Origin of the sequence: Gilliamella apis, assembly GCF_030758615.1 — a bacterium.
GTDB lineage: Bacteria > Pseudomonadota > Gammaproteobacteria > Enterobacterales > Orbaceae > Gilliamella > Gilliamella apis_A.
This window is the reverse complement of record NZ_CP132381.1, coordinates 1,412,503-1,424,849: the sequence shown is the minus strand read 5'-3', so window position 1 is coordinate 1,424,849 and position 12,347 is coordinate 1,412,503. Positions and strand designations below refer to the sequence as shown.

Sequence of the window (12,347 nt, the reverse complement as noted above, 5' to 3'; positions counted from 1 at the left end):
AAAAATCATAGTAATAAAATTATTATCAATGCGATATAAATTATTACTTGATTATAATAAAAAGGTTTATTGCTATGAAAGTTCAAAGTATCTCTCCAATACTTGCTCAATCGATTGTTGATAAAACCATGCGCATTATCAATTGTAATGTCAATATAATGAATAATCGGGGAGAAATTATCGGTAGTGGTGATTTAGAACGAATTGGCGAATTACATGAAGGTGCTGTATTAGCCATATCACAAGGCAGAGTAGTGACAATTGACAGTCCAACTGCAAAAAAACTTAAAGGAGTTAAACCGGGTGTTAATTTTCCATTAAAACTTAAAGAAGAAATTGTTGGTGTGATTGGAGTAACGGGTGAACCAACTAAAATTATCCAATTTGCTGAATTAGTGAGTATGACGGCAGAGATGATGATGGAACAAGCATTATTACTCAATCAACTCTCTCAAGATAATCGTTTAAAAGAAGAGTTTATATTATCGATAATTCAATCAGACAAAACTGTCTCCAATATAACTGAATGGAGTCGAAAATTAAACATTGATTTATCTTTATCCTATGTAACTGTCATTATTGAAATCGAAAGTGGCCAACTTGGAATTCAAACCGCAATGAGTGAATTACAACAAATTCAAAATGAACTCGAAACATTAACAAAACTAGTAGCGATAAAATCACTAACCGAAATTGTTATATTACTTCCTGCTTTAAATAAATTTAATCGATGGGATTTAACAGAACATAAAACAAAATTAGAAAAATTAGTTAGTCAGGCAAAACTGCTCAGTCAATTTAAAATAAAAATATCTTTAGGAAATTATTTTCATCAAGGTAACGATACCATAGCAAGATCTTATCAAACAGCCAAAACCGCCTTAGAAATCGGCAAAAAAAGATTTCCACATTGTCGTAATTATTATTATCAAGATCTCATATTACCTGTTTTGTTGGATGGTTTAAATAAAGATTGGCAAGCAGAAGAGTTACTTTCACCGTTAAATAAATTAAAAGCGTCTGATTCAAACGGCTTATTGCAAAATACTCTCGAAACTTGGTTTATCCATAACTTACAGAACAATAATACGGCAAAAGCCCTCTTCATACATCGCAATACATTAGAATATCGATTAAACAATATAACCAAACTAACTGGATTAGATTTGTCAAAATTTGACGATCGAGTACTGCTTTATATTGCATTACAACTCGATAAATAACCTTATATACCACTCCCAAAAAATCACTTCGATTGATCATCAGAACTAATCAATGGGAGATATTCTTGCCAACGATATTCCCTTATCGGCATTGGATTAGCATTGTCAAAATATAAAACTAATGCAGGTTTGATACCGTTCCAATTATCGACAAATTCATAGCGGACCAGATAGCCTTGTGAGATCAGTTTTTTGGCTTTAGCGTGATAATTAAAATAAGCCATATTTTATCTTATCCTATTTTTTGATAAACACTATAAATGGACATAATTCAATAAATAACAATACTAAATGATGAGTTATTATTTGATTGTTTAATTAAATAACGATTTAATAAATAACACTAAAAATTGAAAACATTTTTACAATTACAAAAGATGCCTGAACTAGAAATGGATTTTAACGATGATATTCAGTTTTAGGATTACTAAAGAATGGTTATTTTGAATCATCCTTTAACATCTCTAAACAATCTTTACTATCTATAGTAAAAGAAAATAAATGTTTACCATTTTCTTCACTATACATGTATTTAAAAATCGCTCCTTTAAATATTGTTTCTTTTGTACATTCTTCAGTACAAATAGAGTTTCTTGCAGTTAAAAAAAGTTTATTTTCAACAAAACCCATTTCTGAATCTTTAATATTAACATTAAAAATTGTCATTTTATAAACTATTGTATTTTTATATGCGGTAGTTGAATCTAAAATGGTGAACTGATCTAACTGATATGGGGTATTTTTATTTATTTCTTTTGACATGGTAAATAACAGCTTTTCAATATTTTTATCAAATAGGTCAAATTGATTCATAAAAAAGAAAACTGCTACTGATGCAATAATAAATGATAACCAATATCTAAGTTTTCCTACCGTCATAATAATACTCAATTCGCTATAATTATCATTGACAATATCATATAAAAAATAATTTTCTCTATTGATTTGGTACTTTATTCGAGGAAATATTGTGGGTAACTTATTGTTTTTTATGGAGGCGCGTCCCGGAGTCGAACCGAGGTAGACGGATTTGCAATCCGCAGCATGGCCACTCTGCCAACGCGCCGATGAGGTCTATCTGAATAGGTGGCAAATATTAGCATTGGCTTACCTTATCGTCAAGTTTTAATAGGTTATAAATACAGCAGTCGTATAGAATATTTAAAATGTCCTAAATATAGGACACAAATAAAAACAATAATCTTAATTTACATAGCTTTTTTACGCTTAAAATCAAAAAAATTTTAAGGAACAGGCTTTTCAAATGCAACATCAGACACAATATCAAGAAGAAATCTTATTTTTGATAAAAAACAAAAATTTGACCTAACTCACAACTTTTAAATTTAAATAGATAAAGTAATAGATTATTTTCAATTAAAATGCATTTATTGCTTGAAAATTAACTCTTTTAGTATAAAAATAGCCCTGCATTTAATAATATTTATTTTTAAGGAAAGGAAATGTTTAAAAAACTATTAGCAGTATCATTATTAAGTTTTGCGTTAATTGGTTGTGGTGATGATGCAGCTAAAATTGATTTTACCACACAAGATACTTTTACTAGTTCTGTTAAAAAAGCTAGTGAAAAATTAAGTGATGCAGATAAAATTGCTTTCGCGCGTGCTATTGTTAAAGCAACAGCTGCAGCGGCAACTAATCCAGACAATGCTGGTGATGAAGCGAAAGTAAAAGAAGATCTCAAAAACAAACTTAATGGTAAAACAGCTAAAGAAATTATTAGCGAATTTGATAAATAATCTTATCTAATTAGTTCTAAAGCCCGCATTAGCGGGTTTTTTTATAAATAAACTTAACCTCATTGAGTAAATTTTTCTTAAAATAGTTATCGAGATAAAGAAAAACTACCATTATTTTAATTTAATTACTTTTGATAATGGCAATTTAATTTGTATATAATTTAGACTTTAAATATTAATTTTTTTTAATTTCCTGACTAAATTTTATATACTTACAGAAATATAACAGTACATTTGAGGTGTCTAGTGATTGAGTTAAAGCTTAGAGAAGTAAAAAAAGACTTATCAACTAAAGAACTTAAAGTTGCTTATTTTATTATTGAAAATACCCAAACGCTCAAGAATATGAGTATCCAAACGTTAGCAAAACTCAATCACGTAAGCACCACAACTATATTACGTCTATGTAATAAATTAGGATACAAAGGATTTAGTGATTTTAAGGTCGATCTTATTGGCTCAATCCCTAAAAAACTTAATAATGAAATATTACAAGATGATATCAATTTGAATGATCCTCTTGCTGATGTTAATAGTAAAGTCCAAGCAATGGAAAAATCCTCAATCGATGAAACTCACTCCATTGTTAATATTCATGCACTCAATAATGCCATTGATTTAATTATTAATAGTCAAAAAATAGTTATATTTGGTGTAGGCAGTAGTGGTTTAGTTGGTAAAGAACTTGAATATCAACTAATTAAAATAAAGAAAGATGTCAATTGTCACTTCGATGCTCACGTTACACGTAGTCTTATCAGCACATTAGATAAGAATGATCTTGTCATTATTATTTCACATTCAGGAGAAACACCTGATTGTGTTGAATTACTAAAACTAGCCGATCAATCTTTGGTTCCATCTATTGCTATTACCAAAATGGGACAAAGCCAAATTTCATCCTTAGCTACCTTTGTTTTACATACTACTTCTATGGAGCATGCTTCAAGATTAATACCGATACGTTCTAAAATATCACAAATATCTGTTGTAAATATGCTATTGACTAATTTATTTATTCGTCAATATGACGAACGATTACTATTACAAACCCAAAACAGAGAAAAGCGTAAATATCCGGCAAAAACAACAAAATAATCTCCAAAAATAAAATACTAGTCATAAGAACAAACTTGTTGGTTATCTCTTCCCTCTTTCTTTGCATAAATTTGATCTTGTTCACAAAATCATAAAAATTTCTTAAAAAATGGATGACTATTTCCCTCTGTGGATGTAACTTTGTTACTAAATAAATAACAATATTTAGTAATAAAATTACATGATAAGGAAATTTTTATGCCACATCCTTTACCCATCATTTTAGCTAGTCATGGTCCATTTGCTCAAGGCGCTTTAGAGTGTGCTCAAATGCTTATGGGCGAACAAGACAATATTCATGTTATATCAGTTTTAATTGATAGTAATATCGATAATTTACGTCAGGAAATGCAAAGTAGTTATAAAAAACTTAATCAAGGCAATGGCGTAATTATATTGGTAGATATTATGGGAGGAACGCCCTGCAATCTAGCCACTGAACTGCTCATATCTCATGATGATGTATTGCTATTTTGTGGTTTTAATATTCCAGTATTACTTGAAGTTTTAAATAATCGTGAAGGAACATTAAATGATGCCAAATTAGCTATTGAGGAAACTTTTCCTGAAAGCTGTAAAGATGTTCGGCAGATTTTAAATGTTCAACAAGAACAATCTAATGAGTTGTAAGGAGAAGACCAATGCCAATAAATGTAGCCAGAATTGATGACCGTTTGATTCATGGACAAGTTATTACTACTTGGGTAAAAAACTATGACATAGAACAAGTATTAGTTATTAATGACAAAGTCGCTGGTGATAAAGTTCAGCAATCAGTACTCACTATGTCGGCACCTCCTGGGCTAAAAGTTTTAGTGTTTGGTGTACAACAATTTATCGAAATTTTAAAGAAAACCCCGATCAAAAAAAGAACCATGTTACTTTTCACAAATAGTATTGATGTTAATGCGTTAGTTGAAGGTGGATTATCACTGGAAAAAGTGAATGTGGGCGGTATGCGAATGCAAGATGGTCGACATCAATTATCAAGAGCGGTTTCAGTAACACCAGAAGAGGAACAAGCATTCAAAAACCTTATTGCTAAAAATATTCCAGTTGAGGTACAGATGGTTCCTAAAGATCCAATAGTCGATCTGCAATCACTACTTAACTAAATAATGTTTGAAAGTATTTATTTATAATTTGGAGGTTAACATATGTTAACGCAAGCTATTCTTGTCGCCATTTGGGCGGGAATTTGTTCATTGGATGATGTTGGTCCGCAGATGTTACGTCGCCCATTATTAACTGGTACCGTTGCAGGTATTATTATGGGTGATATGGTTCAAGGGTTAGCAATTAGCGCCACGCTAGAGTTAATGTGGATGGGTATTGGTAACGTAGGTGCATATTCCGCACCAGACATTGTTGCCGGTGCCATTATCGGGGTTTCATTAGGTATTACTACTGGCGGAGGTATTGCTACCGGTATTGCATTGGGCGTGCCTGTATCATTGCTATGCCAACAATTGCTTATTATATGGCGCTCATTTGCTTGTTTTTTAAATCCTTGGGCAGAACGTTCTGTTTTGAATGGCGATTATAAAGCGCTGGCTAAAGTTCACTTTTTCTCAACACCACTTTGGTTTTTAATTCGAGCTGTTCCATGTTTTATTGCAATTTATTTTGGTAGTGATTTAGTTAAAACTATTTTAGATGCGATTCCAAAAAGTATCATTGATGGTATGGGCGTTGCTTCCAAATTAATTCCAGCAGTAGGTATTTGTATTTTATTACTGATGTTACTCAAAGGCAGAATGTGGTTCTTTTTCCTATTAGGTTTCATGCTAACAACCTATTTAAAATTACCAATTATTCCAGTGACATTTATTGCTCTAGCTTTCGCAGTCTTATATGACATGGCATCAACTAATGGCAGAACCAGTAATAATAATGAATCATCCGATAACCAAACATCAATGAATAGCAACACTGAAGAGGAATATGATCTATGAGTACTCTACATAAAATTACTAAAAAAGATCTAAATCGTATATTTTGGAACCTACAAACTATGTCATTTTCATATAACTATGAAAAAATGCAAATGATAGGATTTGCCCATTGTATGGCCCCAGTATTAGATCGCCTTTATAAGGATGCTGATAAAGAAACGCGTATCCGTGCAATGAAGCGTCATTTAGAATTTTTTAATACTCAAATTAATGCTGGTGCGTTAATTTTAGGGGTTACCGCTGCAATGGAAGAGAAAACCAGTGAAGAAGAAAAAGATGCGGTAGTCTCTGTTAAAGCTGGTTTAATGGGCCCTTTTGCAGGTTTAGGTGATAGTTTACTTAAATTCACTTGGATGCCAATTTGCGGCAGTATTGGCGCTGCTTTCGCGTTGCAAGGCAATATCATTGGTCCTATATTAATGTTTTTAATTTATAACCTTGTTAATGTATTAAGCAAATATTTCTTTATTCATTATGGCTATAACAAGGGTGTAGATTTAATTGAGCAATCAAAAAATTCAAATATTATTCAAAGAATAAGTAACTTGGCTAATGTTGTTGGTGTCATGGTCTTAGGCTCACTCATTGCATCAACGGTTAAAGTGGCTACACCACTAACGATAAATGTTGGCGAACAATCGATTAAAGTTCAAGAGATGTTCGATAAAGTCATGCCAAATTTTTTAACCTTACTTTTTGCGTTAGCCACATTCTTCATCGTTAGGAAGTTTCAAGGAAAATACACAGTTAGCTTAATACTGGCGGTAATGGTAATTGGGGTAATATTTTCAATGTTTGGTATTTTAAAGTAAGGAATAAATATGGTAGTTAAAATTAAAACAGCTTCATTAAACCGCAATAAGCAAGGTCAATTAACTGTCTCATTTGAAAACAATTCAGATCATCGTGTAGATTTATACTGGACTGAAGAAGCAAATATTAATACAACAAATAAAACATTAATCAGTGAAGATATAAAATCGCCGTTTAGTTTTGAAGATCCTTTACAAGCAAAACGTCGTATTTATCTGATTTTACAAATCGGTAATGATTTTTCATATTTAGTTGCTGAACGAACTTTACCAATTACAGGTCTAAATAATTTCCGTGATTTTGGTGGTTATATTGGTGCAAATGGGAAACGGGTAAAATGGGGATTATTATACCGTTCTAATCATCTTCATGGTTTAAAACCAGATGCGCAACAGTATATTAAAACATTAAACATTCAAACAATTATAGATTATCGATGTGAAAATGAAATTAAAACTAGTCCGAATTCTTCAATTGGTGAAAAGCAAACCTTTAATTTTGATGCTTCAGCACAAACAGCAGAACTTGCAGCTCAATTTGCAGCTGATCCCAGCAATGAAGATCGAGCTCTAATTGAGAGTGTGTTGAGAGATATTCCGAAAGAATTAGTCAATGGCGAAGGAATTCAAGTTCTGGAGCAATATCGTAACTTTGTATTGAGTGAAAAGTCGAAGAATGCTTATCGACAAATGCTAAGAGTAGTATTAGATGGCAACAATAGTCCAAGTATTCAACACTGTCGTGGGGGTAAAGATAGGACTGGCTATGGCGTGTTACTTATCCAGATAATGTTAGGTGTATCTGAATCAGATATTATTTATGATTATATGTTAACTCACGATAACCGATTAGAACGTAATAAAATCAAAATGGAAGCTTATCGAAAAATAACCGATAATGAGGATGTTTTAGGATATTTGCTAAGTCTAATTGATACTCGTGAAAGTTTCGTATTAGAAATACTTAATACGATGAAAAAAGTTGCTGGAACACCAAGCAATTATATTAAACAAGAACTTGGTTTCACCGATCAAGATTTTGAAAAAATGCAGGCTATTTATCTAGAATCTTAACTTAATAACCTCTATCAAAAAGCGTAATTATTCCATTACGCTTTTTTTAAATCTATTCTCTTATTTGTTTTGTCAGAGGCAATTTTTCAATAATAAACGAACTGAACCGTGACTAATTAAACGTGATTTTATTATAAACCTTCCAGCATTAATTATTTAGTGTCCGGATAACTATATATCCAAGTGATATCAGAATAATTGGCAAAAGCGCTCGGAAATAGATAATGACCACGCAATAAAGGGAAATTAGCATATTTCCATTCTGGGTTAAAATCAGATTTATATTTGATAATGACGTCATACAATAACGTAGTACAATATAAATGGTCTTCCTCACGAGAAGCGAGTTTAAACAGCTCTCCTTGTTTAGTTAACAGCTCGGCAATAATTTGTAACTTTTGCTCGTCTGTTAAAAAGTTTGGCCGCGCTATGGCATATTTCTCAGCTAATTCTGGAGCGGTAAAATCAGCCAAACTTGAAATAATAACTTGATTTGGAATATTTTCATCATCAGTAGTCGTAGCATGAATAACTTTTATTTCCGGTTCAATCGCGACAACCATGCCTATATGAGAAAATATACCGCCATCAAGTTTTTTTACAATAAGACTATCTGTTTGAACACCACTACGAAAAATCCAATCCCCAACATGAATTAATGAACTCTTTTCTTTATAGGAATTATCGGAATTTGCTGATTCTTGAGCATAAACTGGATTTTTTATAAAAAGAAAAAGAATAAAAATATAATAGGAAAATTTCATAAAGTTTGAATTTTTTCATTATTAATTTAAAAAGTTCAAAGATGAGACTCGTCTTTTTAAATTATCAAATAATTATAAGAGCTATTCCATATTAATTAACCATTTACCATCAACTTTTATTAATGAAAAATCTGACTTATTATCAGTTCCATTTTTAAAGATAATGGTTGTTTTGATATTAGCTCTAGTGTGATCATTATTATATTCGGTGTTAGATAATTCTACTCAATCAATACCACCATTTTCTTTTGTAGTAGCAACTGCTTTGTCGATAGCAATTTTCAATTTACTTTTTATTAAATCGTTAACATCTACACCTTTGGTTTTTAATTCATTAGGAATATATACAGCACCAGGAATATGGAAATAAGGAACATATAAAGCATCAAAAGTACCTTCAATATCGCCACTATAAGCATCTTTAATAAATTTCTCAGCTACCACTTCAGGCGTATTGTCATCTGAAAAACAGGCGGTAAGCACTAATGCTAACAAAAATACACTTAAAAATTTAACTAACAATTTCATATTGTATTTCCCTATTTGATATTGTATTCAATATGTTCCTATATTTATTTAACTACAAAAAAGTAAAATAACCTTTATTTTCCTGTATATTTAAACAACCAAAATTGTGATGTTAAAAACTAAAAACCGACTTCAATAAACCAATTACCATCAACTTTGGTTAATTTAAGGTCTTCATTTTTATTAGCATTATCTTTGAAGATTACATTTATTCCAATGATAGCACGGCTTTTATCATCATTTAGATATTTAGTTGGTTGATATTCAACTTTATCAATGCCGCCATGTTCCTCAGCATAAGCTTTAGCTCTTTTTGCTCCGTCTTGCAATTTACCGGTAATCATTGTGCTAGCACCTGAAGATTTGTCTTCCTCTGGAATATAAATCATTTTTATTACAGCATCTGCATCGCCACTATAAATAGCTGATACATATTTTTCTGCGACTTTTTCTGGTGAGCTTTCACCTGATGAACACGCAATAGCGAATAAAGTTAAAAAGAAGATACTTACATACTGAGTTAATCGTTTCATTGTTTTTCCTAAATAATTTACTAAATTTAATTATTATTAATGCCTGAAAATGTTAACAATACTTTGAAAACATGAAGATAAGTGCTTTGCAAATCTTGTTAACGATTTAGATATGCGGTTTAAGGTTATAGTAACTCAGTTGATAATGCAATAAAATTTGTTTTGCAAATAAAAAAATTAAATAGCACTAATAAATTGAAATTAATTATCAATAAAGCCATTAACTTTATCTAAAGTTTTTTAATATTGTTAACCACTCTTCACTTAAATTTGCATGGATAGTTAATGGTTCATGGGTGACGGGGTGCATCATTTTGATAGTGCTAGCATGTAACATAAGACGTTTAACACCGAAATAATGACTAAAAGCACGATTTTGATGGAGATCACCATGTTTACTATCACCAATAATTGGATGGAAAATATGTTTTAAATGGCGACGCAATTGATGTTTTCGACCGGTCTGCGGTTTTAACTCAACAAAACTGTACCTAGCTGTTTGATATTTGCCTACTGCAATAGGTAACTCTATTTTACTAAGGCCTTTATAAAAGGTTATTGCTTCTTGGGCTGGCTTATCTTTGCTAGCAAATTTATCAGCAATTTTATCTAACTCTTCAACTAATGGATAGTCAATAGTATCTTCGCCATCAACATAACCTCGTACAATAGCATGATAAGTTTTTTCAATCTGTTTTTCAGCAAACTGTTGTGACAGTAAACGAGCGATATCGCTAGATAAAGCAAAAATTAATACACCAGAGGTTGGTCGATCTAAACGATGGATAGGATAAACATGTTGCCCTATTTGATCTCGCAATGTTTGCATTACAACCACTGTTTCATTTTTATCAAGCCAGCTACGATGTACCAACCACCCTTCTGGCTTGTTTATTGCTATTAAATCATTGTCCTGATAAAGAACCTCAAAAACCATGCTTAATTAACCTATTTGACTATAAAAATAATTTTTCAAGTTCATTAGCAATACTAGGGCTATTGTTATCGCCAATCGTATAACTAGCTTTGGCTTTAACTTCATCATCGGCATTGCCCATAGCAATACCTAGTCCTGCAATAGCAAACATACTAATATCATTATAACTATCACCAAAAGCAACGATTTCACTTAGTTTAATATTTTCATGTTCAGCCCAATGTTTTAATCCATTGCCTTTTGTATTACCTTTAACTGCAATATCGGCACGATTCGACCATGACCATTCACAAGAAAACTCTTCAAGTGCATCAACTGCATCTGAAAATTGTTTTAAGGCAGATAAATTATGGCTACTGGTAGCAAATTTGAAAATCATATTGGCCTGTTCAATGACTTGTTCAAAATTATCAACTTTTTTAACTTCTGGTTGTAAAAATTCTGGTAATGAGTTCAACCATCCAAAGAATCCTTCTAAATGATCATCAAGAATTTCATAATTCATAACTTGATCTGTGTAAATCATGGTATGAATACCAAACTGATTGACTAAGTTCAATAAAGTTTTTGCTTGCTGTTTAGTCATCGGTTTTGCAGCAAAATTTTGTTGTTGTTTGAAATCATATAAGTAAGATCCATTACAACAAATTGCTGGTGTTGATAATTTGAGTTGATAATAATAAGGATGTATTACCGTATGATGACGACCAGAGACTAAAATAACTTTAATGCCTTTATCCATAATTTTTTGGATCATCTCTACTGTTTCAGGAAGGATTAAACGATTACTCGCCAGTAAAGTACCATCCATATCAAAAGCAACTGCTTTATATTTCATAACATCTCTCTTTCTAATTTTTGCTGAAATCCACGAATATTTACTAAATAATCTATTTATCTATTGATATTAACCATAAAATAACACTAAAAGTCTATCTTTTGTCGACCAACAAATGAATGCGATAAGGTAGTTCCGTCCACCATTTCAAGTTCACCACCTACAGGAACGCCATGGGCAATACGAGTCGCAACGATATTAAACTCATTACACATCTGAGCAATGTAATTAGCTGTTGCATCACCTTCAACTGTTGGATTGGTTGCTAAAATAACCTCATGAATCGATTCTGACGCTAATCGGCTTTTTAGTAAATCAAGACCAATATCGCTTGGTCCAATGCCATCTAGTGGAGATAAATGGCCAAGTAAAACAAAATAACGACCACTATACTGTCCAGTTTGCTCAATGGCAAAAATATCTGCTGGAGATTCAACCACACAGAGCTGATCACTACTTTGACGGCGAACATTAGCACAAATAGTGCAGATCTCTTGCTCAGTAAAAGTTCTACATGCTTTACAATGGCCAATGTTATTCATTGCCTCATTTAACTCATGAGCTAAATGAAGTCCTGCTTGACGGTTTCGTTGTAATAGATGATAAGCCATTCGTTGTGCTGATTTTGGACCAACACCAGGTAAACAGCGCAGTGCACTAATAAGTGATTCGAGTAAAGGACTGATTTGCATGAATTATTTTGTTACCATATAGTTATAATAATTAATCAATAATACCTTGTTTCAATTATGTATAAAACAAGAAATATTCTATTATTTCAATTCCAAATTAATTAAATTTTGAAAAACCTAACGTTAAATTACT

16 protein-coding genes and 1 tRNA gene are annotated in these 12,347 nt (G+C 31.7%); 8 read left to right on the top strand and 9 right to left on the bottom strand.

The genetic code is table 11. The features are described 5' to 3' along the window. Window positions 1-74: 74 nt before the first annotated feature. A complete protein-coding gene (locus RAM17_RS06545) occupies window positions 75-1,223 on the top strand; it encodes a sugar diacid recognition domain-containing protein (RefSeq protein WP_110447958.1) in 1,149 nt (382 codons plus the stop codon). Between the two features lie 23 nt (window positions 1,224-1,246). On the opposite strand, the gene RAM17_RS06540 is transcribed toward RAM17_RS06545, so the two are convergent. The 3 genes from RAM17_RS06540 to RAM17_RS06530 form a co-directional block, all read right to left on the bottom strand. Continuing rightward, entirely contained in the window at window positions 1,247-1,447 is a 201-nt protein-coding gene (locus RAM17_RS06540; RefSeq protein ID WP_110447959.1) for a thermostable hemolysin delta-VPH, read from the bottom strand. A 214-nt stretch (window positions 1,448-1,661) separates the two neighbouring features. Then, complete coding sequence (locus RAM17_RS06535; RefSeq protein WP_110447960.1) at window positions 1,662-2,102, bottom strand: hypothetical protein; 441 nt, start codon at window positions 2,100-2,102, stop codon at window positions 1,662-1,664. Window positions 2,103-2,215: 113 nt separating this feature from the next. Further along, window positions 2,216-2,289: transfer RNA gene (locus RAM17_RS06530), tRNA-Cys, on the bottom strand. Between the two features lie 397 nt (window positions 2,290-2,686). Here RAM17_RS06530 and RAM17_RS06525 point away from each other — a divergent pair. From RAM17_RS06525 to RAM17_RS06495, 7 genes are all read left to right on the top strand, one after another. Further along, the gene (locus tag RAM17_RS06525) at window positions 2,687-2,983 is read left to right on the top strand and encodes a DUF6694 family lipoprotein (RefSeq protein WP_110447961.1); all 297 of its coding nucleotides are present in this window, start codon (window positions 2,687-2,689) and stop codon (window positions 2,981-2,983) included. 246 nt (window positions 2,984-3,229) lie between these two features. Then, entirely contained in the window at window positions 3,230-4,081 is an 852-nt protein-coding gene (locus tag RAM17_RS06520; protein WP_306239648.1) for a MurR/RpiR family transcriptional regulator, read from the top strand. 198 nt (window positions 4,082-4,279) lie between these two features. After that, window positions 4,280-4,711: a PTS sugar transporter subunit IIA gene (locus tag RAM17_RS06515; RefSeq protein ID WP_110447963.1), complete on the top strand. Its 432-nt coding sequence runs from the start codon at window positions 4,280-4,282 to the stop codon at window positions 4,709-4,711. A gap of 11 nt (window positions 4,712-4,722) precedes the next feature. Then, a complete protein-coding gene (locus tag RAM17_RS06510) occupies window positions 4,723-5,196 on the top strand; it encodes a PTS system mannose/fructose/N-acetylgalactosamine-transporter subunit IIB (RefSeq protein ID WP_110447964.1) in 474 nt (157 codons plus the stop codon). 42 nt (window positions 5,197-5,238) lie between these two features. Then, window positions 5,239-6,036: a PTS mannose/fructose/sorbose/N-acetylgalactosamine transporter subunit IIC gene (locus RAM17_RS06505; protein ID WP_110447965.1), complete on the top strand. Its 798-nt coding sequence runs from the start codon at window positions 5,239-5,241 to the stop codon at window positions 6,034-6,036. Further along, on the top strand, window positions 6,033-6,848 hold the full coding sequence (locus tag RAM17_RS06500) for a PTS system mannose/fructose/sorbose family transporter subunit IID (RefSeq protein ID WP_110447966.1): 816 nt from the start codon (window positions 6,033-6,035) through the stop codon (window positions 6,846-6,848). The genes RAM17_RS06505 and RAM17_RS06500 overlap by 4 nt, the downstream gene beginning before the upstream one ends. A gap of 9 nt (window positions 6,849-6,857) precedes the next feature. Beyond that, window positions 6,858-7,922, top strand: a complete 1,065-nt coding sequence (locus RAM17_RS06495; RefSeq protein WP_110447967.1) for a tyrosine-protein phosphatase — start codon at window positions 6,858-6,860, stop codon at window positions 7,920-7,922. 152 nt (window positions 7,923-8,074) lie between these two features. Here the strand turns inward: RAM17_RS06495 and RAM17_RS06490 are convergent, their stop codons facing one another. The 6 genes from RAM17_RS06490 to recR form a co-directional block, all read right to left on the bottom strand. After that, window positions 8,075-8,686 (bottom strand): YiiX/YebB-like N1pC/P60 family cysteine hydrolase, encoded by a 612-nt coding sequence (locus tag RAM17_RS06490; RefSeq protein WP_110447968.1) that lies wholly within the window; start codon window positions 8,684-8,686, stop codon window positions 8,075-8,077. A 225-nt stretch (window positions 8,687-8,911) separates the two neighbouring features. After that, complete coding sequence (locus RAM17_RS06485; protein ID WP_306239643.1) at window positions 8,912-9,214, bottom strand: hypothetical protein; 303 nt, start codon at window positions 9,212-9,214, stop codon at window positions 8,912-8,914. A 119-nt stretch (window positions 9,215-9,333) separates the two neighbouring features. After that, window positions 9,334-9,747: a DUF4878 domain-containing protein gene (locus tag RAM17_RS06480; RefSeq protein ID WP_110447970.1), complete on the bottom strand. Its 414-nt coding sequence runs from the start codon at window positions 9,745-9,747 to the stop codon at window positions 9,334-9,336. Window positions 9,748-9,973: 226 nt separating this feature from the next. Beyond that, window positions 9,974-10,684: a tRNA pseudouridine(65) synthase TruC gene (truC, locus tag RAM17_RS06475; RefSeq protein WP_110447971.1), complete on the bottom strand. Its 711-nt coding sequence runs from the start codon at window positions 10,682-10,684 to the stop codon at window positions 9,974-9,976. A 19-nt stretch (window positions 10,685-10,703) separates the two neighbouring features. Further along, on the bottom strand, window positions 10,704-11,522 hold the full coding sequence (locus RAM17_RS06470; RefSeq protein ID WP_110447972.1) for a pyridoxal phosphatase: 819 nt from the start codon (window positions 11,520-11,522) through the stop codon (window positions 10,704-10,706). Between the two features lie 86 nt (window positions 11,523-11,608). Then, a complete protein-coding gene (recR, locus tag RAM17_RS06465) occupies window positions 11,609-12,214 on the bottom strand; it encodes a recombination mediator RecR (protein WP_110447973.1) in 606 nt (201 codons plus the stop codon). Between the last annotated feature and the right edge of the window lie 133 nt (window positions 12,215-12,347).